A 24736-nucleotide genomic window follows, 5' to 3' on the forward strand; every position below is an offset into this window, starting at 1 on the left:
CAATTTGGAGTTAAGGGGAAAGTATGCCACTGGAAAAAAGTAAAATTGTATTCTTTGATGGGGTTTGCCATCTTTGTATGGGTTCTGTTCAGTTCCTACTGAAGCGTAACCCTTCGGAATCACTTTTGTTTTCCAGTATCGGATCGAAAACGTATATGGAAATTGTACCAAAGTCTTCTGAATCGACACTACCAGATAGCATTCTCTATTGGAAGCAAGGAAAACTTTTGGTTGAGTCTGACGCCATCCTCGGAATTACAAAAGAGTTAAGTTTTCCTTGGAAACTTGGTATTGTATTTTGGATAGTTCCAAAATGGATCCGCAATGCAATCTATCGATTCATCGCCAAACACCGTTACCAGTGGTTTGGCAAAGCAGAAAGTTGTATGGTGCCAACGGAAGGTGTAAAAAAACGTTTTTTAGACTAAGGGTTCGTTTTCACTAACCGAAGGATTAATGTTTTATTCCGATCATAAGCATATATGGGGATGGGATCTGAGATAGGTTCAGTTTTGATTCCAAGTGCATCTAACATCAGTCTGTCGGAATCTGTTAGTAGGATTTTTCCTTTTATCGTAACCATTTTATCGATACTAATCTCTTCTATTTTTCGATCCAAATAAAAGGCAAAACTTGGTATGCAAAGGCCACCAAACGAAAACAAGGTTTCATCGGGTAAAAGTTCTTTTTGGATTTGTTCTGCTAAAATTTTTGTCTCTTTTCTCATATCACTAAATTTGGGTACGATCACAAATCCTATCACACAGAACATTAGGATGGCAGTTGCCAAGTAGATTCTGTATAAATAGATTTGGTTGTGTTTTTTTGATAAATGTTCTGCAAGTAAAATCGAAAGAATTGGATAGGCTGAAAGTGGGTAAGAAGGAAGTTTACTGGAAATGAATTCGTAAAATACCCAAGAAAAAACTAAACCCAACATCAAAAAAGATCTAGGTGAAAGAGGGAGTAAGATTCCGTTTCGAAAGGATGAAAAAATCGTATCTTTGATTTCTTTTGCGTTTAGGTGAGAGATGAACCTCCAAAACATTTCTCTTAAAAAAGAAAGATACACTCTTGACCAAGGGAAAAATGTAATGAAAAATAAGACTAAATAGGTTCCAGGTGGCCCTGATTGTCCGAATACAGGGTGAGTGGCCCTTCGTAAGATGTACCAATCAACCATCCAACGGATGAGAGCTCCATCGTCTCTTTGCCAGGATTGATACCCCCAATATAAAATTGGTAAGATTGCCAAAGGCAAACCAAACCAAGGTTGCAGTTTCCAAATCAGCGGGCGTACCTTCGCAAAAAAAAGTAAAATAAAACATGTGCCACAAAGGAAAATAAGAATGGGTGGACCTTTGATGAGGAGTCCTAAACTCACAGAAGACCAAAAACTAAAAACATAAATCCATTTTTCAGATTGGATCAAATGGTACAAACTGACAAACCCAATCATTCCAAATAAGACTAAAGAAGAATCAACAAGTGCAATTTTACCATTTAACGGAAAGTAAAGTGAAAAACTAAGGATGCTAAATGCGTACAATGCAGTACGGCTGTTAAACATAACGGATGCTAAGTGGTAAGTCAATAAGGAAGTGCCCAAAATGCAAAGAGCCGGAAATAACCTTAACACAAATTCGTTGGTTCCAAACATCTGGAAAAAAAACGATGTGATCCAAAACTGAAGTGGTGGTTTTCTATGAGGTTCTGAGTAAGGAAAATCCAACTCCAGATAGTCCCGAGACATATGCATCGTTCGTGAAAAACCTGCGTAGGCTGCCTCGTCCTGGTCGATTAAGGGGGAGGAGTTGCCCCAAAATAAATAGAAAATGAATCCCATGAGGAGGAATGAAAAAGTCCGTTTCGGAGTGAAAAATGGCACAATCCTAGAAGGAAAGCATGCCCCTGCCTGTCAAAACCTATTTTTTTGAACGGGCTTTGTATCCATTTTGTAACAAAACTGGAATCAAAATGGAAAATAGATTTTGTAGAGTATTCCTATGTTACTGCACGTCCCAGGTCCGATTCTTGAAACAGAGGGAAATATGGTTAGGCCTTCCCTTTGGAAGTATCGTTACCCACTGTTTTTTCTCACCCTGCTTGGGATTTTGTTCGTTTACCAGTTAGCAGTTGTCATACTCCTTCGCAAATCCAAAGAAAGTTTAGAAACTTCATTCACTGGGTCCAAAATTGTGAATCCTTATGAAAATTGGGGAAATGAAAATGGAGAAAAAATTTCTCTCCACACCCACTCTGACGAAGTTTGGTTCACACCAGAACGTCATACAGTTTCGGAAATCATCAGTGAATACAAAAAAGAAGGCTTTTCAAATCTTGCCATCACAGACTACGGACAAATTTCTGATACCGACGACAAAACCTACATTCGTGGGTTTGAATGGGGACAAAATGTCAAAAAGAGGCATATCCTAGCCATCGGGATCAAAAAGGCATTTTATGATTTTTTCCCTATTTATGCATCCAGAGAAAATTTAAACTGGGTGATGGATCGTATGAAAAAGTTAGGTGGGTATGTCATCCTACCTCATCCGAAATTGAATGATTCCTATTCCAAAGAGGAGATGTTGTCCATTGAAGGATTCCAGGCAGTGGAAGTTTATTCACCTTATGGCGATGATTCAAAAATTTTAGACTCACTCCTAAGCACTGGTAAAAATGTTCATTGTATGGCTAGTGATGACTTACATTACTTTCCAGAGACAACGGTAAAACAGTTTGACCAGCCGGTATGGAAGGATCTCATCCAGACACTAGGCAACCAACGTGGTCGCAAAGGTGAAAGTTTTTTGCGTTATATTGTAACAAGTGATGGTGTGCGTGAGGAAACTTCCGTATTGCAAGCGTTACACTCAGGATCTTTTTATTGTGTTAAAAAATTCTTCCAAGGAGCCTCGGATCCCAAGGTTCCTCTCATCCAGGTGAATGCTGACCACCAAATCCAAGTGACCTCCAAAGAACGTTATTTGGAAATTCGGTTTATTGGGAAAAAGGGAGAAGTTTTACAAGTGAATCCAGATACCAATTCTGCCAAGTATCAGATTTTGGAATCGGATCCATATGTTAGAGTGGAAGTGATCGCGCTTACAGGTTCGATCTTATCCAATGCAATTGTGAGAAGCGAGTAAGGGAACAAACCTTACGTGTTTTGGTTCGAGCTTAATTCATAGAGGGCTCGTTTCAAAAAAAAGAATGATACCCTTTCGCGGACAATTTGCCTTTCGTTGGATATGATCCCCGATTTTGAATCGGTGTATCGTTTCGGAAACCTTCAAAACCAAAAGTTCCATCCAACGTAGGTTTTGTATCCTAAAGTTTATCCAATTTATTTAAACGATAAATTCTGAGCTGATCCATCAAATGCATCAAAGTATGCTTTCGAGGTTTCTTCATATTGTTTCACCGTGCCAAGGGTTGCTTGGCCTGCTATACTTGCTCCCAATGCCACATAGGTTCGGTTGAAGGCTTCATCGACTGACATAAAATCAGAGCCACCTACGGTTGGGCTTGGGTAATCAGCGGGGACTTGGTCTGCATTCAATTGGTCTGTGACATACCCATTGATATTAAAGATACCATACGAGAGTTTCGCTCCAGCAAACGAGGAGGCTGAAAGGTTGCAGATGGTTTCCGCTTTTGTTGCCAAAGTTGTAAACGTGGCTTTTGCCGTGGTTTGGAATGGCAAATCAAACTTTTGCATGTAAGCTAATACATAATAAATATTGTCACTTCCGCCGCAGGCAGCTTTCAACTGGTCGAGTCCTGTTGCATTTGATGGATTGATTTCTTTTAATTTGGTAAAACTCAATCGGACAACAGAGCGAAAGCACAGTTGCCTTCCAGAATCCACTTCCGTTAATACCACACGGCCATGTTTACTGATCCAAGACGAGTTTTCAGGTCCATTTCGCCAAGTGTAGGTTTGGAACTTGGTGCCATAAATCGATTCGTTACCAGTGTAACTTTCAGTGATCACATCCCCCACATTGGCAAACTGTGGGTTTCCGAAATCCACTAACCGGTAGTAGATGAGGGCTCCATCATTTCCAAGGGTGGTGTTTGGATCATCAAAAAACAATTGTAAGGAGGGAGTGGATGCCCCAGTCTTTTTGATTTCAAAAAAATGGTTAAAGGTTTTATTGCCTGTGTAAGCAGTGGATGCAATGTTCGCTGTGGGTGTGTTGATTTTGATGGTAAGAGTCGCAGACCCAAAACCACTTAAGTTCACATCGGTGAGAACATCGGTCCTTGTTTCCCCTGGGTTATTAAAATAGCCTGCGTTTTTCAAGGCTAAAATTAGATTGTCGATGATGCCTGAGTTCCCTCTCGCCCATGTGGCCGATTGTCTCACAAAACCCCAGTTATCCGCACTGGTTGCAGACCAAAGTTTTTCTGTTCCGATTCCTAAATGGATGGCCTCCGCAAACATTTCAGAGAGGAGAGTTTCTTTTGATTTTCTTGTTTGGTGGTGGAAGTCCGTTACCCGAAGGCTGACTGTTAAAAATAAAATGATGAGCAGGGCTTTTTTCATCACTTACTCCGCAATCCCTTTGGGGATACAGATGGTGAAACCAGACTTAGGTCCAGAACAACCAGCAGCCTGGTTGTATGCATAGACATAGAGGAGGAGGGCAGTCAGTGCATCTTCTTTTTTGTTATCTTCTTTTTCAAAGAGAGAACAAGACAGAGTGAAGCTAAGTGTGAGAATGGATGATAATGCAATTAGAAATGGTCTCATACCTGATATAACAAAAGGTATGAGATGTTTTTGCAAGAAAATTAGCGGGAAAGGATTTCGTATTCCCACTCCGTCACAAGGCTTTGTTCGATGGGAGAGGTGATACTAGGAGGTGCCACTAGGGAACGCGCTAAGGTTTTGGTTCCTGTTACCGCTGGAGGTAAGAGGTGGTAAAAAGAGTCTTCCTTTTTGCCACGGAGTTGGAACTCTTTCCATTCTTCCCTCGTTACAAAGGCGCGGATGCGGTCCTTGGAAGGTGTAGAAGGAGCGCGAAAGGAAATCCGTTTGTCAGGGATTGTCACTTTTTCCCCTTTCTTTACAAAATTATCATTTTGGATTTGGTTCGGGAAGAGGAGGACCGGTTCTCCCTTTTGGTTTTCAGGCACAAGCACAACATACACGTAATTGTCTTCCGTTGTTTCCAATTCAAAGCGAATGGGTTCACCCGCCACATAGGTTGATTTCAGCGAATTGATTTTGACTTGGGAAGATGTGTTGGCTCCCGTATGGGAAAGTGCTAGGTAGATATTTTTTTTGTCTAGGTAACTGAGGAAATCGGAGACAAGTGTTTTTGCTAAGGATTCGGGAAGTGCATTTCTGTATTCTAATGATTCGTGTAAAACATCTACAAAGGAAATCAATGCTTGTCCATCTTCCGTAGAAACCAAAACCAATTTGTCAACCTGGGTTAACTTTTGTAAGTTGGCCTTTGTTCCTTCAGTTGCTTCACCAGCTTTATCAAATTCCCAAACAAGTTTTTCTGATTCGGGAAACGTAAAACTTAAATTACCTCTGCCACTGGATTGGATTTGTTCTTTGATAAAGTCTCTTAAAATTCTACTTTCTTCTGTAGAAGGATAGGCTTCAACAGCGATTTTAAACACAGGTGTGCTAACAGTTCTATCCGCTGAAACAACGGATAAACTGGCAATGGAGAAAATTACCAAAAAACGTTTCATATTAACCTTGGCCTTTGTAATCATTCATGATTTGGTCGTTTTTTTCGTACTGCTCTTTGATGCGTTGGTAGTTTTCTTCTTTGATGGCTTTGAACTGCTCAAAGATACGCATTTTTTCTTTTACAAATTCATCTAAAATTTGTTTTTTCAACTGTTTGCCAGAGAGGACCACTTCTTCGTTCTCAGCAACTAATGTTTGTTTGCCTTTTTTATCTGGGCTAACCGCAACTGTCCCTTCATTGACATAAACTCCTGTTTCCACATCCTTCAATTCTTCGTCCTCTCCGCCTTGGTTAGGAGTGGATACTAGGAACTCTGTCCCTCTGACTCCCGCAACAAAACTGGGGTTCACAACACTAAGCCCAGTTTGGCTTGGGGCACCACCTTCCGGTTTGTGTGCTTTTACAAATAACTTACCACTCACCAGATTGAGAGTGGTGGATTTCGTTTTCGGATTTAATAGTTCATCGATTTTGACCGAGGAAAACTTGGAAAGTCGAATGGTCGCTTGGGTTGCCAATTGGATTTCGCAACTTCCGTCTTCTGAAGTGATGGTGTCTCCTTTTTTTAGGACACTCCCTAATCTGACCGTTTCCTTTGCATTTTTAAATCGTGGGCCGGATAGAAAATTCTTCCCTTGGACAAAGCTGACAACACCGACTTCATCAGCGGCTATGGCAGTCGAGAAAAGCAGTAGGAATATGAATGAGAAATTACGGGTCATGCCACTTTTATAATGGAAGAGTTTCCTCTTACAAGCCAAAAAACAGAAAAAAAAATCAAAAAAATACCTACAAAAAAAGTATTTGGGAACCAACGAATGGATTCCTTCACCTATCCCGTGATATGCGGCATTTTCTTTGGTTTTTGTTTCTAATTTTCAGTTTTGCCCAATTGCCATTGGAAGCGGAAGGGTTATTGCTTTGGGAGGATTGTCTTTGGATTGGGTTGGAACGCAATGTCCACTTAAAATTGGAAAAAACCAAGTCGGAATTATTTCCCATATTACTGAAGGAAAAATGGAAACAATACCTTCCCAAATTAGGAGTTCATTATTTTGGCATATTCTCGCGCAACAAAGAACAAATTGACCAAGAATACCGAGACGTACGAATCCAAATCCAACAAATGATATACGATGGTGGCGAAACAGAACGAGAAAAACAAAAAATTGAAATCAAACAACTCATCCAAGCAGAAGAAAAGAAAATCATAAGGGAAAAGGTCTTTAGGTCTATTTCAAATCACTATTTTAATGCCAACAAACGCTTGTTTATTGATTTGATATTCCAAATGAGAAAAGACAGGTATACATTGGAAAGGGAAAAACAAAAAACGGAAGTGGCTTCAGGGACGATTGCTCCCAAAGAAGAAAAAGTTGGTAGGATTTGGGAAGCGGAGTTTGAGTCAAAACGAATCCAAGCAAAATCACAATATTTATTAGCCAATTTAGAATTGAAGCAATCGATGTTTTTGGAACCTGACGAGGTTTTCCAATTAGAACCAGGATTTTTGGAAAGGATCCAAATCTATCCACCCATTTCCACTGTTACGGAAACCGACGAAAATCATCCCTTACGGAAAAAGAGTCGGTTGCAGTTAGAACTTGTCTCATTGGAGGAAAAATCCTTAGAGAATGATTGGAAACCAAAATTCCTTTTAGGAGGTTACGTCGGTCGGAATGGAAATTCTGGATTTCCATTGCAAAATGAAATTTATGGAATTAGTTTTGGTGTACAAGCAAACTTAGGTGGATCAAGTGTTTCATCCAATTCGCAAAACGGAACCCAGTCGGAGGGGAATGGAATCCAAAGGATTCCAGGTTATGGTCCGCAACCTGTGGGACCAGGTGAAAATTCATATCAAAGTGGATCCTTTGGACTATTTGATGAAATGGGAAGAGAGAAAAAAAGATTCGATGTCCACTTAAGCCATGAACAAGCATATTTGGAAAAATCACAAAACGAACTGATCTTAAAAAATAACAGTAAAGCAACGGAAATCAAACTTTCAGAAGCATACCAGAAGTATTTGTTATATTTAGATTGTACAAAAGCAGCCATTTCTAATCTAAAAAAAAAGAGATGGGAACGTAACTTAGCCTTAATTTCTGAATTAGAATATATGAAAATGGAAGAAGAAGTGTTCCTTCCATTTGAAATGGCCATCGATCATTATTTTACTTATTTAAGTTATGCCTTAGAGATGGCCTTGTATTTAGGGGAAGATCCTTTTTCCAATCGTTATTACCACTTAAAACAAGAGAAGTCAAATCACGAATTGGTAATGATTTTAAAGGATTGGAGTTTTTCCAATCCATTCAAAAAAAACCAATCTACGGAACCAAATCTAATGAAACCAAACCCTTTCCTCTGGGAGGAGGGTTATGAAAAACGTTAATCGTAATATCTTTTGGATTCCTATTTGTTTTTTGTTCCAACAATCTTGCGATTCCAAATTCGGTTCATCCAAAGAATGGCTCAGTATTTTGGCAACTGACGATGCTCCCAAAGTTGTATCCTTTTCACCTGCCTCAAGTAGCCAAAATGTACCTTCCCAAACAGAAATTTCCATTGTATGGAACCAACCTATGGAGATCCAATCATGTGTTTCTGCTTTTTCATTAGACCCACCTATAAAAGGGAATTTTGAAACGACAGAGTTCTCACTTACGTTTAAGCCTAATCAAAATTTGGTGGCCGGTGGTTATGTGATCCGTCTCACCAAACAATGTGAAAACAAAAAAGGAAAGGATTTGGACAGAGTGTATTCGATTCCTTTTTCGGTGGTGGAACCTGAGGATCCAAAGGTTGAGGCATTTTTTGTATCATCTGGGAATCGCGATGAATGTCTGTCAGGTGGGATTCCAATCAATAGAGTGTTAGGACTTACGGAATCTGTTTGTAATGGAACACCGGGACCACCTACATTCCAGGTTGTATTTAACAAACCCATGGACAAAGAGAATGTGGCAATGCTGCTTCGGTTTGAACCCTTCCTTACTTACCGATTGGAATGGGAAACAAGGGAATCGCTTCTCATCCAATTTGATTCTTTATTGCCAACTTCTTCACGTTTCCAATTCATTCTTCCATCCGGAGTATTGGCTTTGGATGGCAAAAAAACTTCAGAACCGATACGATTCGATTTTTTTGTTGGAGTTGGCGTAACGGATCCTTCCGTCATTGGATTTGGTTTGGAATCACAAAATTGTGGGATCGGTATACAAGAGTTAGGCTCCGCCTCTCTTTCTCGTTGGGACGCAAATACATGTTTTTGGAGTTCGGGACTTCCCATTCTCACTCCCGAAAATTATCACTTTCGTGGAGGTGATGATGGTACTGGAGATTCTGGAGAAACAGGGGCTTGTGCGGACGTGAATACCGACAATTTTAAAATTTTTTTTAATGAGTATATGGACACAACCTCTGTCATTTCTGCTTCAAGACTCACTAAAATTTCACCTCCATCATCAAATATACGTTTGTCGTCATGGGTATGGAGCCATTGCCAATCTGAATATCCGTATGGATGCAGAGAATTGACATATTCATTTGCGGAAAGTGAAGCAAGCTGTAATGGATCATTATTTGGAAATAATGTAACAGGTGGAGACTTTAATCTAACAAACTCATCCACATCTCCCAATTTTTATCCATTTTATGAGTTTCGTTTGGATTCAGATGCAAAGTCAAGTCTTGGGAAAAAAATGCAACATGCATTCGTGATCCAAATGGAGGCAAAATGAAATCCAACTGTCGGTTGTTTGTGTTATTCTTTGTTTCCTGTATTTCCTGTGGCGGGGCAGTTGGTTACTTAAAGTATCCAGTTCCTTTTGGGAGCCAATTACTTTTGGTGCCAACTGCTTCGCATATTTTTTCAGACGAATACAGTTTAGAAAAAGACATTTTATCTTTGATAGGTGAAGAATTTGAGCGAAACGGATACCAGGTCATTCCAAAAGCGGAATACAGTTTTGCCCTTCACGAATTTCCAGTTCCCAAAGACCATTTGGAACGACTTGAAGTGGAATTGGGTCAAACTTCGTTATCCTATGAGCCAAAACTCAAACATTGGATTCGCATCGCAAAAGAAAAAGGAATCCCTGAACTTGTTTTGGTTCGATTTTTAAAACCTGAGACAAAAAACGAAATCCTGATTCGGTTGTTATGGATTCATATCACAGAGAATGAAATGGAACGATTTGATTGGAAATGGGAAAATTCAAATCGTTTCCCATTTCTAAATTCAAAACAAGAGGCAAATCAATGAAATCGATATGGGTATGTTTCACGAGTATTTTGTTATTTGGCTCTCAGTTCGCTTGTCATAACGATGAAACTTTGGATCAGAAAGATTACCGAATCTTAAAAGATGCGTATTTCTCTGGCCACCTCACAGTCGTTCGTTCTATCTTAGAAGGCAAATTTAAAGAGAAAGGATTGGACCCAAAAGAAACCATTCTCTATTTAAAATCATTATTTTATCTAAAAGACTGGAAAGAGTTTTTTTTGGTATGGAAGGAATCAAAAATCCAATCTCCAGAGATGGTATTACTCTATTTTAAGGCGATGTTACTTGTCAAACAGGATGAAACAGTAAAAGAAACTGAGTTAACCCAATTGATGGATTTGGTTATGGTTTCTCCGGAAGCCATCCTTTTATACCTTCGAGTGAAAAAACACAAGATCAATACAAATGAAAAAAAACTATTTTTGGCCCAAGTGAAAGGATTTCGGAACACTTTGGATGTATTAGAGAAGGAGTTAGAAAAGTAATGATGAGTTCCATCCTACAGAAACTGCAGTCCCCAATTGGTTGGGCATATCGGATTTCTTTTTCACTTACACAATTTGAATCCAAAACTTGGTTTTATTTTGCAACCTACACTCTGTTATTTTTTCTCAATTGTTTATGGAATTGGGATGCCTTCCAAGAGGAGAACTTTAACTTACTGACAAGCCGTCATGAACCAAATACCCTGATTCCATTTTGGAAACTGTACCCATTCCAAATTTTGAGTATCTATTTTTTGGCTTTCACATTTGTAACTTTTACTTCGTTAGTATTATTCCTTCTTTCCTATGCCTTTCGTCTTGAATCAAAAAAACAAGCCTTTCCGATTGTAAACATTTCGTTTCGGTCCTTTTTTATGTTCTTTTGTATTTTGTTCCTGGGTAATAAAATTTTGGGTTTTTTCCATTCCTATTCAAATTATGGGATGGTTCTTTTTGCTTATTGGATGATTTTATTATCTTTCTTTGTGCAATTCTATGCACATTCAGTATCAAACGAATTAGCCAAAACCAATTCATGCAACCCACGTAACTTGGCGTTTATCAGTTATTTCTTACCACTCAGTTATATTCTAATGGTTTTGGTGATTTTGGGATGAAACTTGAATTATTAAAAAAAGTGGCCTACCAAAAACTGAAAAACATTTTCATTTTGGCTACAATCTACCTCTTCCTTTCGTTTTTCTACTCAAGGTTTGCACCTGAAAACCTTCGGTATCGTTTGCCAATGCTTTCAAAGATTCTTGTATTGCGATTATTTGAATCAAACACAAACGAAACAAACGAAAGCCCTCTCCCAAACAAAAATCGTCACTTCCAGAATCCTAGAGTCGTGGAAGAGAATGAAGTGATGGAATTTCCTGCGATAGTGGAGCCAACAAAAGAAATTTTTATCCAAAGCAAACAAGTAGGACGAATCAAAAAAATCCATATTGAGGAAGGCCAATCCGTCAAAAAAGGTCAATTATTACTCGAGTTAGATGATGAACTCATTCGTTTGGAAGGGGAAAGGTTACAACTCAATTTGGTTGCCGCAAAATCACAGGAAGTGATCACACGAGAAAAATGGGAACATGCTAAAAAACAAATAGAGGTGAAAGTAAGGGAGATCGATAAAAAAACAGAATGGGTGGAATTGGCCAAAAAAGAATATGACCATGCAAGTGATTTAAAATCAAAAAAAGAAATCCTTTGGAAACAGGGTTACCTCTCAAGTCCAGAATTTGAAAAACTGAAATTGGATGAGGAGACCAAACTCACTCATTTTAAAAATTTAATCCGAGAACGAGAAAATTTGTTATCGCTCGTGTCCGTACCCACAGAACCCAACATGGTTTCGTTTGATGAAAAACTAAATCATTGGAAAAACCAAAATACCGTTTTGGAAAAGACTGAGTTTGAACTCAGTGTATCAAATAGTAAAATCATCCAAAACCAAATCAAAGCAAATGAACAATTGAAAAATGATTCCAAACTGTATGCTCCAAAATCAGGGAAAATTCTAAAGTTAAATGCCAAAGAAGGTGAAATTACGAATCATCTGCCTCTATTAAGTTTGATGGAAAATAATGAAATTTCCGTATCGTTTCATGTTGGTGAACGAGAGTTACATGAGATCCAGTTGAAAAAGGAAGTGCAATATCTCCCTTCAATTTCGAATCAGACCATTGCCATTGGAATCTTGGAAAAAATGAATGGGTACTTAGATCCCAAATCACATGGAATTTTAATCAAGGCGAAACTCATTAAACATTACCAATCGCTTTTGCCAGGGATGTTTGGAATTGTGAAAATCAATTCTTCTCTTAAAAAAGAAAAAATATTAATTCCCACCAGATCCTTGTTTGGTGACTTAAATTCTGGGTTTTATATCCATTTGAAATCGGAGAACGGTATTCAAAAAAGGTTTGTCCAAATCAAAACCTATTCTGAAAGCGAATCAGAAGTCATCGCTGGACTTGGTGCTCATGAATCCTTTGAAATTTTGCCTTTATGAAGGGATTGTATGAACTGTATGTAAATCGAAATCGATTGTGTTTGGTTTTGGTTTTTTTATTCTTCATTGTATTACTCTTTCGATTGCAAGAGATTCAAATCAAACTTCTGCCTGAGTTAACGCCACTAAGGTATTTTATTGTGACCGATTTTCCAAATCATTCAGCAATTGATGTTGACCAAACGGTTAGTTTGCCTTTGTCCAATCGAATTTCATCTTTAAAATCAGTGAAACGAATCAGAACAAGTTCTGTTTATGGAGAATCTAGTGTTCAAATAGATTTACAATTTGGTTCTTCCGTTTCGGAATTCAAAGATGGGCTTTACCAGTTATTGTATGAGATAAAAGAATACCTACCTTTTGGTGTGAGAACACCAAAATTATTAGCTAGAAGTGAATACGAAAATCCATTTGTAGAGATTGTAATCCCCAAACCAGAAAATCGCAGTTTATTAGAGTTTGATTATCAATTGCAAAGGATCATGGAACAATTGGAAAGGATTTCCGGTGTCATAAGTGTGATTTGTTTTGGTGATGAGAAATCAAATGTTCTGATTTCATTGGACCAAAACCATTCCAAATTTTTCCCAATCAAACTGAGAGACTTAGAATTCCAAATCCAATCTGGATTACAAAGTGGTTCTTTAGGAAAATATTATGGAACCAAAGAAGCAACAGAAATCAAATTCCAATCCGAGATCTCAGACAGTTTCATTCTAAAACAGTTTCCAATCCATTTAGGGAATGGCGAATTTTTTCCTTTAGAGCGAATCTCTCGCATCACAAAGGTTCCATCTCGAAGGAATTTTATGACAAGATGGAATGGGGAAGAGAGCATTTACATAAGAGTCGCCGCTGACCCAAACCATAACCCGCTTCAGATTGCAAAACAAATTGATGTTGTTTTAAGCAATAACAATGGATTGCCAGGAATCAAGATTGTATCAAATTCTGTTTCGGAATTAAGGGCCCAACTTTTTCAGTTCTTTATTTTTTTTCTGATTAGTTTTGGTTTTGCCTTACTCTTCTCGTATCTTCTATACCAAAACTTACATGGAGTGATCATTTTATCATTATCAGTCTGTTTTACCCTCGTTCTATTTTTACATCTTTTGGTATTGTTTTCTATTTCCATCAATTTACTCAGTTTGAGTGGGATTTCTGTTGGGATTGGAATGTTGTTTGATGCTAATAATTTAACATATTATTCAATCGATACAGAATGGAAGAAGTCCGAGGAATGTCCGCATTTTATCAAAATGGAAAAAGGAGTTCGTTCCATTTGGACCTCACTTGTGTCATCAAGTTTCACTACCATTATCGTATTTTTACCCCTTCTTTTGTATGTGCATGAATGGAGGGAGTTCTTTTTTGGGATTGGCCTTTGTATTGTTTTGTTACTATTTTCCTCACTCTGTTCTTCTATCATTTTTGTTCCCTTGTTTTATGTAAGTTTAGAAAAATTGATTCCGAAGTCCCATCTTCCTCCGAATGCCTTTGCCTTTCTTGAAAGGTTACGAAAAAAAATCTCCTCGTGCGTAAGTGATACCTTTATTCGGAGGAGTGGTTTCCTTTTCGGATTACCAATCCTAATGATTGTCTTCCTGTATTTTCCAAAATTTCTGATTTTCCCAGAACCGCACCCGGTAGGTAAAACCATCCAATTGTTTCCAAAACAAAATATTTCTGATCAGGAATTAGGAGGGATTTTATTACAAATGTCTCATGTTTGCAAAATAAATGAACCTAACATGAATTTGCTTGTGATTCCCATTGGTGGAAAGAAGTTTCAAACTCTTACGGAAACTGCGGTTCCTTTTCAAATCAAAATCTTGGGTGAAGGAAATCATTTTGAATGTATGACAAAACTCACACAGTTGTTTCCGGAATCCAAGTGGACAATAAAGGTTCAGGACATTCCTTCTGAGATTACGAAATCATTACCCTTCCAATCAAAAGACCATCTTACCATTTTAAACGCAAATTGGGATTTACTTGTGCAATTTTATGAAATGGTAAAAAACACAAATCACTCTTTAGATGGAAAATTTTCTTATGAACCAAAACCAGTTGCCATGGAATTTTGGTCTCCCAAAAAAATTCCCATGGGAATGGAAGGTGCAGATCCAGATGAGTTCCGGAGGCAAATTTTGTATGCCAATCATGCAAAGTACTTAGGGACCATTGGACCTGGAGAGAAGGAAGAATTATTCCTCTCTACAAACTGGAAAGAAAATTCTGTATTGGGTGAGGAAAATTGGAATGAGAATCATTCCAAAGAAACAATGGCGATTCAAAAATCCATCCCAATCGAAGGTTTCTATGATAAAAAAATGGAAACTGTATATGAAGATTACAAAAGAGAGTCGGGTTTGTATTATTTAGAGTGGTTCGGTGGGAATCGTCTGATGCAAGATTCTCTCTTAGATAAAACAAATGGATTCCAATTTTTTTTACATTCAGAAAGAGATGAAATCGTAAATTTTTTTATCATACTTTCGTCTCTCCTATTACTTTCATTTTGTTTTGTATACTTATTATTGGTTGCCATTTATGAATCGTTCCTAAAGCCATTTTTACATCTATTTGTTTGTTTGGTAGTTTTTGTAACGGCCATGATCACTTTATTCTTATTAGTTTCTGAAATCCATTTTGGGCATTACATTGGGATCGTCATCCTCCTTGGAGTTTCTGTGGATAATATCTCAATTTATGATGAAAAATGGAGAGAATTTTCTTACATCCAAGGAACCGAGATTCGAAATGCCAAAGTACTCCATTGGATAGAAAAACCAGTCCTTTTGAATTCTGGAACGACTGTCTTTGGATTGTTGCCTATCATTGTTTTGAATCTTACTGGCATGGAATTTGTTCGTTCGATCGCAATATCGATGTTAATTGGAATTTTAGTATCCTTATTCTTTTTTTACTTTTTGTACCCCAAATTGTTTGGAAAGAATTGGGTTTGAAATGTTACCACCGAAGGTCATTCACAATTATCGATATCAGTTAATTTCTTTTCTGGTTTTTCTAGCGATTCTCTCAATATTTCATTCAAATCAATTTTCATTTGAAGATGGAAATAGCGAAAAGGAAACGTTCACGTTAGAGATTTCTCAACATTGGCCAGGCAAATCTGCTTTGCAAATTGAAGGACAAATTGCGAAACCCTGGGAGATGGTATTGAAAACGGTAAGCGGATACAAGGAACGTCAATTTGTATCTGATCATGGAGTTTTCAAAATCTACCTGCAAATTGAGAGAGGTAACTCTCTTTCCGAATTCATCCAAACGATTCGGAATGTTTACATTTTAAACCAAAACCGGTTTCCAAACGATGTACTTTTCCCTCGCTTCCAATCAAAAGAAGATCAGTCTTCTTTTTTCATCGTTTTAGAGAATAAAACTCGTTCCGATTTGGTATCGGAAAAGGAACTCGAAATAACATTGAGAAATTGGTATATGGTATTATCAGTCAACTTCCAATCTGGAATTGAGAAAGAATTGGTAACCATGGTAAATGGAAGTGATTTCCAAACAGACCAATTGCCGGCTTTATCAGAAGTTTTCCAAACTTTAAAACGAAGCCAATATGGGTTTGGGAAAGAGGTTGGGAGTGGTCGCATTTCCGTATCAACCATTCCAAATTCCCTTGATGGTTGGGCAGGAGGCATCCTTCTCGAAAACCAAAAAAGTCCAGAGTGGATGCGAAACTTATTGCAGTTCCGTTTAGTGGATTCGAACAAACAAACTGCTGTTCGTGTCAATGGTGAACCTAAATCAACTGTGATGGTTTACGCGAAGTCTGCATTTCACTTATTGTTATTGGAAATTCAGTTACAATCCTTACTCAAAGACCATTCCCAATGGGAAATCATTATGGTCTCGAAACAAGGTTATCTTGAAACCGCGAAAGAATTGTTATGGCTTTTTTTAGTGATCGATCTATTCTCTTTTGTTTTCCTTGGGTTCTATCAGAAAAACTGGTTTCAGTTTTTGAACTTTTTCTTCGTTTTTTACCTTACGATTTTATACTATCTATTTTTATCCTCCGCTTTCCATCTTACACTTGGTAATTTAAGTTTCATTATTTTTTTGTTTTTTAAATTGCACTTACCATATACCAAGAGACTGAGATGGAAACTTCCCCATGTTAAACTCATCCTAATTTTTATCTTTTTTGGTGTTTTTGTTTCCATGGCATGGGTTCCGTTTTTAGTTTTGAAACTTGTATTTGCCTACTATTTTCTTCTTTTTTTGTCCCAAGTCTTATTTCGTATCTGCGAATGTTTTTCGAATCAAAAAGTTTTTCGATTGGCTAGGACAAAAGAGGAAAAGTTTTTGATGGCTTTCGAAGGTTGGAGTAAAATACGAAAGCAAAAGTTAAAATTATACCAAGTGGTAGTTTCATTTTTTGTTCTGATTTTATCCGCATTTTGTTTGTTATATGATTGTATGGAACCGATTCCGATGCAGTTAGAGGATGGGTTTTTTAAATATGCAAAACTAGAGTTTCCGAATTACGTTGCAGAGGCAGAAGTCTACCGTATCACAAAACAAGTCGAATCAAAGTTGATTGATGGCAACTGGACAGATTTACTGATTGTCATCCCAAAACCCTATCGTTCTGAGTTTTATTTCCAATCGAAATCCAATGGATTGGAAATTCCATTTCAAAATTTGCCAACAGAATTGGGTTATTTTCATGTAGTCGAAGGTAATCGGTCAGACTCACAACAGATTTTGCGTTTCACACAAATGAACATGGAGAAATTGGAAAAGGATCTATTACAATTAGTTCCGTGGCTGCAATACAAAAAAGAAGTGACAGATGTAGTATTATGTTTCCAACCATCGGTTGAAGGATTAGAATTTCGCACAAATTCATTTTATCGAGCATTGCTTGGGAATTCTCAAGAAACAACGATAAAAGAAGATATGTATACTTTGCAATCCAATATAGTGGGAAAGTTTTTGTGGAAGGAAAGGTTGGTTGATATAAAATTTCAAGTGAACCACTCGGAGCATTTGGATTCTTTTTTAAAACAACAAAAGAAAATGCCTTTGAATCAGACGTTATTTGATTCTTCGATTCGGGATTACGCTCCCGTGAAAATTCTGAATCGATTTTACCAAATCAACGGAAAACCAACGTTAGAACTTATGATAAAAGGAGAAAACATAAATTGGCCGAAACTCGAATCGGAAATTCGTGAGTATCTAAAACAAACAGATTCTAATTTCTATGAGCGAATTTCTTCTGGTGCACCCGTTCCTTTGCATTCGATTTCAATTTTGGTTTTGATTTTTGCCCTTGCCAGTGTTCGTAAAAAAGAAATTTTTGATTCATTCCTTCGGATTTATTGTATTTTGTTAATCTCCAAACTCCAAATCACTTTGTTTGGAGGAAATTACATTCAATTCGTTTGGATTTTGATTTTTATAGTCACTGTAGATTTAACAAGTGGGAAAAGGAATCTATTTAAAATGATCTTTAGTTACCAGTTTCTTCTTAGTTTTATTTTTTTACTCCTATATCCAGCTAATGTCGGTAATTTTTTATTTTCTACCGTATGTTTGGTTTTGTTATATGGTACCTTCTACATATATTTTAGCCATTCCTTCCATTTTTTAAAACCAAGATTCTAATTTAAAACCTTAAGGGGCAGAGGCTCTTTATGGTGCAATTTTCCAAAAGTTTCCAATCCATGCTTTTGTTTTTTCTAATACTGTTGTGTTTTCTATTTCATTCAGTTCTTGCAGATTCGATCACTGAAACTTGGGATGTTCCCAATTACCAAAAGCAAGACTATGCAGAATTTTATGCATACCAATACTTCTCCCCTTCTTTAGAAGATTGGAATTTTAGAGTGGAAGAGATGTTGGCAGAAACTATCAATTCTTGGATAGCAGAAGCAAATGAGAGAATCGAATCTATATTGGCGAATGAAACAGACTCGGATTTTTACATTTCAAATGAAGGTTATTTGGATGAGAGGAGAAGGTCGTTAGTCTCAGAAGTTTCCATTTTGTATGCGGAGTGGGAAAGAGATCTCTTTGGTGATTACTTCGAAAACCGAGATGCCTTTTTGTTGAAACTAGAAACAGGCAAAGTTGACCAAATGTATTTGGAAAGGATTGTAAAAGAAGCAATCTATGAAGAATATACCAAAGAAGAGTTACTACTGATAGAAAATCGCGAAAAAATAATACAGTCTGCAAAAGAATGGGAATTTGAATGGGAAAAATCAAAACAAGAGGGTTTAGATGCGTTTTCCACTTCACTTGAGTTATTAAAACAAGATTACGAGAACTATCTGTTAAAAATGGAGGAGACGGAAGACCGATTCCAAACGAATTTAACTGCAATCTCTGAATACAAGGAAACTGTTAAGGGTGCTATATCCAATATGGTTTCCCAATTGAGAGATGGTTTAGAGGTCAATTGTAATCTTGGTACAGGTTGCCAATATAAAAACCTTGATGGAAGTTTGAATGAAGCAGGTAAAGTATTATCTAAACTGATCTCTGAATTGTCCGGTGAATTGATTTCATCAAATGAAAATCCTGATTCCATTTTAACTTTTATTTCAACTAAAATCCAAAACTTCCTTAGCATGGAAACAAACCAAGCTTTAGAAGAACATAATTATTTCGAGAATCGAATTTATACCTACCAAACAGGACTCAATATTAATTTAGATCAAACTAAATCTAGTTTTGATTTGGGATTTGCCGATTGGATCTTACGCACACAGTTGTACCATGCTCTCTCTCAAGACCAAAAGTATGAAAATTGGAGGATCGAAGGAGAGGGGAACGTTGGGAATTTTTCAAAGATACACGATCCGTTTTTACGAGCGATATTCCAATCAATCCATCATTCAGACGAATCCCGATTGGTGAACCTAATCAATGAGAAATTAGGACCGGGACGTAGGGTAAGTGCGATGTTAGGTTCTAATTTGTATACAGATGTACATCATTTTTTGAACAATGATGAGATTTTTGGAGTACCCATTCCTTTTGATAGCGCAAGTCATGTGAATGGAAATTTGTTATCCGATGGAAACTTTTATTATGCATATTGGAAAATGGAAAGAACCACACCAGTTTTCCCTTCGGGTACATTCTATCGACAAATGGGTGCGATTGGTTATTCCGTTTTGTATGAGATGTATGATGAAGTGTCTTCCAATTCAGCTTTATATTGGAATGACAATTATCATCAGTTAAATTCCCAAAACAATTATTTCCAAAATCGGTTATTACCAGCCATTGGAAGTTGGGAATCAAAAGTGAAACAATATGCAGATGATTTTCGGTCATGGTCAGATGCAAAAGAAAATTTAAAATATGAAGCCAAAACCAATTTAATCGCAAATATAGAACGTTTAGAAGCTTCAAAAGAGAATTGGTTAAGCCAATTAGAGAGAGAGAAAAAAGAAGGGGATGATACCTGGCTTAAATTGTATGAGAAAGGAGAAACGACTCAAGTAAATCCGATCGGAACAGTTACAAAACCAAATGAATTCCTGGTTTCTCATTATGATGAAAAAGAATTAAAATCATACGAAGAATTATCAAATTGGAAAGAGTCAAAGGAGGTTTTCATTGGTGAACAAACTTTGTTATCGGAATTCCATCGTACGATCACAGGTGTCAATCAGTATGCAAATGTATTGCAAATGAATTCTGATTTGGAGGCTTTACAAAAAAAAGAACAAACAAAACTGCTAAACCAAATGGTTTATTCAGTAAACCAAGATTTATTGCAAAGTCGATCGCTAACGAAAGATGAAAGTATATTGGTTGGGAATTATGATTATCAATCTCTCACAGTTGAAGAACAAAAGAAATTTGGTTTATGTTATGAAAACCCAAATCTTTCGGAATGTAACCACTTACTAAAAAAACAATACGAAATCCAGATCAACCATAAAAACCAAAATGTTACGATACGAAAAGAAATCTATGATGGGCATTTGGCTGGCAAAAACGAAGAGGGTGAGTACACTGCCTCTAAAATGGAGACTAATCGTCATTTTCAATTGAGCCAAATTGGGAAAATCCAGTCTTCTGATAGGAAGGATTTTTTTGTAGAGTGGTCAGATGAGGATTGGAATCTTTTGGCAAAGAAACAAAATGAAATATCAAATCAATTTTTAACTAAATCATTGGCGAATGACCAACTAACAATTGCTTCGAACATCCAATCTATCGAATTCCAAAATCAAAGGAATGTCGAAACCTTTTATGCAAATAAAGAGAAAAAAGAAAACCAAGATTCATTGGTGCAAGAAATTGTTCTCGCTTACCTAGGTGGTGGGACACAAGGGATAAAGGCTTCGATGCAAGGTAAAATTGAATCTGCGATCAATAGTGAATTGGCTAAAGTTTGGATACAGGCTTCCGGGGGAAGTGAGGCGGACATCCAAAAAGCAACGATGGCGATTGAGTTCATGCGGGGCAGATTAAAAGCAAAGAAGATCCAATCACGTGACAATTTTGTCTCCATACAAAACCCTATGAGCGCAATAGAGACAGTGATCGGAAAGTCGATATCACATGGAATGCAATTCTTAAATCATTCTACCGGAGGGATATACACCATTCCTATCAATTTAGCAATTGGAGGTGTCGTGACTCATACAAAAAGTTTAGTTGGTGAGAAACGATATGATGCATTAAAAGAACAAATTTCTGGTAGGCATGAAGGAATGGCAGAAGTGAAAGCAAACGAAGTGCAATTAGCAAAGACTGCCATTTCTAATGAGATTGCATCAATCACAGGAATTGATTTAGAGATAATGTCAAAAGTGATTGAAGACCAGTACAACCAAAAGGAAACAAAAAAAGCGAAACGGAGGAAAAGAGACAATGGTATTTCCGACCTTCAATCGAAATCAATTGGTGCCTATGGTGGGATGATTAAAACCGCAATGGTGGCAACAGGAATCAATGAAGGAGAAATTGTTTCCTTGTTGGAAGACACAAACCGATTGATCAATGCTAGGAATATAAATCCTGATTCTAAAGTCGCGACGTATTATCGTTATACAGAACAAGGATTTGGAATGGTAGCGACAGGAACACAATACCAATCTGCGTTCTTAGATTATACGAATGCAAAGACACTTGTCACTGAATTAGGGAAACAAGCCTTGGCAAAAGAAATTTCACAAGAAACAGGAATGGATGAATCTTTTTTAAACGAGGTTGTTGGCATCTCATACGGGAATCGTGAGCGTGAAAAGGCAAATCAAAAAGCAAAATCAAAAGCCACACGACAATCCGTAGTCAATGCAATTTCTTTAGCCATCACAATGGGAGCAAGTGGTGCTTTAACAGGCGTCAATTCTGCCTTATCGACGATTGGAAAAGCTGCAAGTTTTGTAACAAAAGGTGTAATCCCAGCTACTGTAAAGATGGGACAAGTGATTTCGACTACCATTGTACAAACAGTAGCTGGAAGTCATGAAGGACCGAATGGGGCAGCGGCAGGGTTCGCCAATGGTGTGCTTGGTGGAATGATAGGGGAACAAACGAAATTCCAATCGGGATTTCTGAAAGGATTAATCCCTGCCCTGGGAGTGAAATACAGCGCAGCGGAAGGCTGGGGTGGAACCATTGGGATCGGTAATTCGATAAACAATTTCAGTTTGAGTGTTTCTGAAAAAGGCAATTCATCCCTTCAGGTATCCAAATCACTTGGTGATGGAATTCAGTTTTCAGGCGATTTTACTTCTAATCAAGCCTGGAATGTGGGCATCCAATACAATCCAAAAGGTGAAGGCCCTAGGAAAGATTGGAATTATTCCATGATGTATGACTTAAAGGGATCGGGTTTCAGTGGTAGCATAGGTTATACTGATCCTGAATCAGGCATTGGATTAACTGCGAATTTTGATCAGACAGGAATGTCCACCTCTTCTGAGTTAAACGGTGTTAGCGTAGCGACTTTTGGAAACAATGGATTTCAATTGGAAGACTATGATTTTGCAAACCAAAATATCAATTTAGCACAAGATTTAAGTGATAGTAAGTCCGATTCAATCATGGCACTGGAAGATGGAGGAGAAGATACTTTTTCTGATTTACTCAGCCAATTATCAATGTTAGGTGGATTTGCAGTTGGTGGAATGGGGCTTGTCAATTTACTTCGTAATCGACAAACTTCCGATTCAAACCAATTCAATCTGAATGGAAATGATTTTGGGAATTCACCTTTTCAGGTATCCGCAAATGGTTCTGTTTTTGGCAGGATCGCTGATAAAGTCAAATCAGGATTTTTTAACTTAGGGACTTCCATTGGTCGCTTTTTTGACTCATACAAAATCCAAAAACCTCTTCCGCAAGGGAGTAATGCAACTAATACAGAATCTACTCAGGAGACAGACAGGATCACAAAGTTAAAAACGAAAATTATAGATGACTATAAAAAGGATTCAAGACTTGATACAGAAAAAAAACTTTATGAATTGAAACAAGCAGGTGTGGATACCACGGAAATTGAAGCCAAAATCAAAGCGCTACGTGGTGGCAAAGATGTTCCGATGTCAAAGGCAGTCCAAAAGTCTTTAAATGAATACAAACGTTTACGGGAATCGCGTTCCATCCAGCCAATCGGAACGGAAGCAGTGGTTTATCTCACTTCCGAAGTTGCTCTTACAGATGTAAAGGTTTCCTATGATCCGAAGGTAGAAACCAAACAAGCTTACTTTCAAAGACTTGGAGAAGAAATTTGTGAAGCGACAAAAAAAGTGGATCTTTCTAGTGACGAACTTGTCGCCTTACACACTGCAAACGTTGCAAAACTCTTAGGCGAAAACCTAAAGAGCTTAATAAATTATGGACGTTATGTATTAAAAGATGGAAAAGAAGACGTCTCCGGTGTAAATACGGTAAATGATGATGGATTCCGCCAAATAACAGAGACAGATTGTATCCGTTACATTGGAGCCGTTTTGCATGCGGCAGGCCTCACCGATAGAGGGGGCTTCGCCAATTTGAATTCGGATGTATTTTTAACTCCTGAGGAAATGGAACGAATGGATGCCGAGTATAAGGCTGGTCTTGTCCATCAAAATGGTGTGGAATTCTTTCGACAGGCTGGTGGATTTTCCAAATTGGTATCTGAAAGGCTAACCACAGAAAAAGATTTGAATGCTCATAAAGAGAAGGGAGTGATCCCTGAATTGAAAGTGGGTATGATTGGGATTACGAGGAAAATGGAATTAGTTGAGGATACAAAAAAAAAGGCGATGAAGTCCGACCATATCTACATTGTGATCGGTAAAAAATTCAATCCAGATCTAGGGGTAAATGAATACCTAATTTCGGAATCGGCGGGAGGATCTGGGATACAAAATCGATGGATCACATTGGAGACGAATGATATGTTACTGGAAAATATCAAAACAAGATTTAAAAAAGAAAATCTTTCTGAAAAAGAAATTAATAAAAAATTGAAATCAATTAAATTCCCTACAAATAATACAGATTATTTATTACGTTCTGAATTTCATGAGTTAATACCACAGACAAGGAAAAATCCAAATGAAACCTAGTATCCTTTTTTTTATTGTTTTCTATATGTTTACTTTTTGTAAAGAGAAGCAAGAAAGCGTACCACAAGCAGAAGAAGAGGATCCATTCACGATTCTTTCTGAGAGGGGTTGCGTTCCAAATCCAGAAACGAACCAATCTTGTTTGCGTAAAAAGGAAGAACTGAGCTGTTATAAAACCTTGGAAGAGGTAAAAAAATCAAAATTAGATAAAATATTTTTCAATCAAGTTTGGATGAGTGATGATAAGCAAACTTTATTTTATCATATTGATTCAATTGGGAAAATAAAAATTTTAGAAGGAGGACCGGATAAACTTCCTCATGAACACCGGTTGATTGGTTCAGGAAAATTCTTTCATGATCAAAATCAATGGTATTATGAACAGTCATGTTTAAGTGAAGTTTGTGAAAATTTTAAAATACCAATCCTATATCTAGATTGTGCGTTGACTACAAATTTCAATGATCCAGGCGTATTAAGAATAATCGAATTTGGAAATCATGATAATATTGATGAAGAAAAAATCAAAAACAAGGAAAAGTATAAAGTCATGAGAATCGTTCAAGAAAGGGCTGAGCCATCCCAAATTTTTCATTATTTTATTTCGACTCCTGTCCCTCCCATCCCTTCCAATTGATCTTCCTTCAATCTAA

17 protein-coding genes are annotated in these 24736 nt (G+C 37.4%); 12 read left to right on the top strand and 5 right to left on the bottom strand.

Features of this window, described 5'->3' with window-relative positions; genetic code table 11:
- Window positions 1-23 precede the first annotated feature (23 nt).
- Window positions 24-428 (top strand): thiol-disulfide oxidoreductase DCC family protein, encoded by a 405-nt coding sequence (locus EHQ62_RS07510; protein WP_135641576.1) that lies wholly within the window; start codon window positions 24-26, stop codon window positions 426-428.
- Here EHQ62_RS07510 and EHQ62_RS07515 read toward each other — a convergent pair.
- Window positions 425-1753, bottom strand: a complete 1329-nt coding sequence (locus EHQ62_RS07515; RefSeq protein ID WP_244241683.1) for an ArnT family glycosyltransferase — start codon at window positions 1751-1753, stop codon at window positions 425-427. The genes EHQ62_RS07510 and EHQ62_RS07515 overlap by 4 nt on opposite strands.
- A 253-nt stretch (window positions 1754-2006) precedes the next feature.
- On the opposite strand from EHQ62_RS07515, the gene EHQ62_RS07520 reads away from it, so the two are divergent.
- Complete coding sequence (locus tag EHQ62_RS07520; RefSeq protein ID WP_135641578.1) at window positions 2007-3152, top strand: phosphoesterase; 1146 nt, start codon at window positions 2007-2009, stop codon at window positions 3150-3152.
- Window positions 3153-3349: 197 nt separating this feature from the next.
- Here the strand turns inward: EHQ62_RS07520 and EHQ62_RS07525 are convergent, their stop codons facing one another.
- Genes EHQ62_RS07525 through EHQ62_RS07540 form a run of 4 tightly spaced genes read right to left on the bottom strand, consistent with a single transcriptional unit; the run spans window position 3350 to window position 6445 of the window.
- Window positions 3350-4555 (bottom strand): LIC_12337 family protein, encoded by a 1206-nt coding sequence (locus EHQ62_RS07525; protein WP_135641579.1) that lies wholly within the window; start codon window positions 4553-4555, stop codon window positions 3350-3352.
- A 3-nt stretch (window positions 4556-4558) separates the two neighbouring features.
- Window positions 4559-4762: a hypothetical protein gene (locus EHQ62_RS07530; protein WP_135641580.1), complete on the bottom strand. Its 204-nt coding sequence runs from the start codon at window positions 4760-4762 to the stop codon at window positions 4559-4561.
- A gap of 41 nt (window positions 4763-4803) precedes the next feature.
- On the bottom strand, window positions 4804-5721 hold the full coding sequence (locus EHQ62_RS07535) for a DUF4384 domain-containing protein (protein ID WP_135641581.1): 918 nt from the start codon (window positions 5719-5721) through the stop codon (window positions 4804-4806).
- Between the two features lies 1 nt (window position 5722).
- Entirely contained in the window at window positions 5723-6445 is a 723-nt protein-coding gene (locus tag EHQ62_RS07540; protein WP_135641582.1) for a FecR family protein, read from the bottom strand.
- A 224-nt stretch (window positions 6446-6669) separates the two neighbouring features.
- Between EHQ62_RS07540 and EHQ62_RS07545 the strand changes: the two genes are divergently transcribed.
- From EHQ62_RS07545 to EHQ62_RS07590, 10 genes are read left to right on the top strand one after another with little or no spacing between them, the layout of a single operon-like run.
- Complete coding sequence (locus EHQ62_RS07545; protein WP_244241684.1) at window positions 6670-8121, top strand: TolC family protein; 1452 nt, start codon at window positions 6670-6672, stop codon at window positions 8119-8121.
- On the top strand, window positions 8108-9469 hold the full coding sequence (locus EHQ62_RS07550) for an Ig-like domain-containing domain (RefSeq protein ID WP_135641583.1): 1362 nt from the start codon (window positions 8108-8110) through the stop codon (window positions 9467-9469). Before EHQ62_RS07545 ends, EHQ62_RS07550 begins: the two co-directional genes overlap by 14 nt.
- Window positions 9466-9993 (top strand): hypothetical protein, encoded by a 528-nt coding sequence (locus EHQ62_RS07555; protein ID WP_135641584.1) that lies wholly within the window; start codon window positions 9466-9468, stop codon window positions 9991-9993. Before EHQ62_RS07550 ends, EHQ62_RS07555 begins: the two co-directional genes overlap by 4 nt.
- Window positions 9990-10499, top strand: coding sequence for a hypothetical protein (locus EHQ62_RS07560; protein ID WP_135641585.1), 510 nt, complete (start codon window positions 9990-9992; stop codon window positions 10497-10499). The genes EHQ62_RS07555 and EHQ62_RS07560 overlap by 4 nt, the downstream gene beginning before the upstream one ends.
- Window positions 10499-11116 (top strand): hypothetical protein, encoded by a 618-nt coding sequence (locus EHQ62_RS07565; RefSeq protein ID WP_167482857.1) that lies wholly within the window; start codon window positions 10499-10501, stop codon window positions 11114-11116. Before EHQ62_RS07560 ends, EHQ62_RS07565 begins: the two co-directional genes overlap by 1 nt.
- Window positions 11113-12513: an efflux RND transporter periplasmic adaptor subunit gene (locus EHQ62_RS07570; RefSeq protein WP_135641587.1), complete on the top strand. Its 1401-nt coding sequence runs from the start codon at window positions 11113-11115 to the stop codon at window positions 12511-12513. Before EHQ62_RS07565 ends, EHQ62_RS07570 begins: the two co-directional genes overlap by 4 nt.
- Window positions 12510-15482 carry an efflux RND transporter permease subunit gene (locus EHQ62_RS07575; protein WP_135641588.1) on the top strand — a complete coding sequence of 991 codons (2973 nt, stop codon included), beginning with the start codon at window positions 12510-12512 and terminating at the stop codon, window positions 15480-15482. The genes EHQ62_RS07570 and EHQ62_RS07575 overlap by 4 nt, the downstream gene beginning before the upstream one ends.
- A gap of 1 nt (window position 15483) precedes the next feature.
- Entirely contained in the window at window positions 15484-18162 is a 2679-nt protein-coding gene (locus EHQ62_RS07580; protein WP_135641589.1) for an efflux RND transporter permease subunit, read from the top strand.
- A gap of 29 nt (window positions 18163-18191) precedes the next feature.
- Window positions 18192-24083, top strand: a complete 5892-nt coding sequence (locus tag EHQ62_RS07585; protein ID WP_135641590.1) for a TIGR04388 family protein — start codon at window positions 18192-18194, stop codon at window positions 24081-24083.
- Window positions 24073-24720 carry a hypothetical protein gene (locus tag EHQ62_RS07590; protein ID WP_135641591.1) on the top strand — a complete coding sequence of 216 codons (648 nt, stop codon included), beginning with the start codon at window positions 24073-24075 and terminating at the stop codon, window positions 24718-24720. The genes EHQ62_RS07585 and EHQ62_RS07590 overlap by 11 nt, the downstream gene beginning before the upstream one ends.
- The last annotated feature ends 16 nt before the right edge of the window (window positions 24721-24736 follow it).

This window comes from Leptospira jelokensis, from assembly GCF_004769635.1.
Lineage (GTDB): Bacteria > Spirochaetota > Leptospiria > Leptospirales > Leptospiraceae > Leptospira_A > Leptospira_A jelokensis.

What these genes read in the sequence shown, in the direction of transcription:
- EHQ62_RS07510 (WP_135641576.1), top strand. Translation starts at nt 24, where the DNA reads ATGCCACTGGAAAAAAGTAAAATTGTATTCTTTGATGGGGTTTGCCAT.
- EHQ62_RS07515 (WP_244241683.1), bottom strand. Translation starts at nt 1,753, where the DNA reads ATGTCTCGGGACTATCTGGAGTTGGATTTTCCTTACTCAGAACCTCAT.
- EHQ62_RS07520 (WP_135641578.1), top strand. Translation starts at nt 2,007, where the DNA reads ATGTTACTGCACGTCCCAGGTCCGATTCTTGAAACAGAGGGAAATATG.
- EHQ62_RS07525 (WP_135641579.1), bottom strand. Translation starts at nt 4,555, where the DNA reads ATGAAAAAAGCCCTGCTCATCATTTTATTTTTAACAGTCAGCCTTCGG.
- EHQ62_RS07530 (WP_135641580.1), bottom strand. Translation starts at nt 4,762, where the DNA reads ATGAGACCATTTCTAATTGCATTATCATCCATTCTCACACTTAGCTTC.
- EHQ62_RS07535 (WP_135641581.1), bottom strand. Translation starts at nt 5,721, where the DNA reads ATGAAACGTTTTTTGGTAATTTTCTCCATTGCCAGTTTATCCGTTGTT.
- EHQ62_RS07540 (WP_135641582.1), bottom strand. Translation starts at nt 6,445, where the DNA reads ATGACCCGTAATTTCTCATTCATATTCCTACTGCTTTTCTCGACTGCC.
- EHQ62_RS07550 (WP_135641583.1), top strand. Translation starts at nt 8,108, where the DNA reads ATGAAAAACGTTAATCGTAATATCTTTTGGATTCCTATTTGTTTTTTG.
- EHQ62_RS07555 (WP_135641584.1), top strand. Translation starts at nt 9,466, where the DNA reads ATGAAATCCAACTGTCGGTTGTTTGTGTTATTCTTTGTTTCCTGTATT.
- EHQ62_RS07560 (WP_135641585.1), top strand. Translation starts at nt 9,990, where the DNA reads ATGAAATCGATATGGGTATGTTTCACGAGTATTTTGTTATTTGGCTCT.
- EHQ62_RS07565 (WP_167482857.1), top strand. Translation starts at nt 10,499, where the DNA reads ATGATGAGTTCCATCCTACAGAAACTGCAGTCCCCAATTGGTTGGGCA.
- EHQ62_RS07570 (WP_135641587.1), top strand. Translation starts at nt 11,113, where the DNA reads ATGAAACTTGAATTATTAAAAAAAGTGGCCTACCAAAAACTGAAAAAC.
- EHQ62_RS07575 (WP_135641588.1), top strand. Translation starts at nt 12,510, where the DNA reads ATGAAGGGATTGTATGAACTGTATGTAAATCGAAATCGATTGTGTTTG.
- EHQ62_RS07580 (WP_135641589.1), top strand. Translation starts at nt 15,484, where the DNA reads ATGTTACCACCGAAGGTCATTCACAATTATCGATATCAGTTAATTTCT.
- EHQ62_RS07585 (WP_135641590.1), top strand. Translation starts at nt 18,192, where the DNA reads ATGGTGCAATTTTCCAAAAGTTTCCAATCCATGCTTTTGTTTTTTCTA.
- EHQ62_RS07590 (WP_135641591.1), top strand. Translation starts at nt 24,073, where the DNA reads ATGAAACCTAGTATCCTTTTTTTTATTGTTTTCTATATGTTTACTTTT.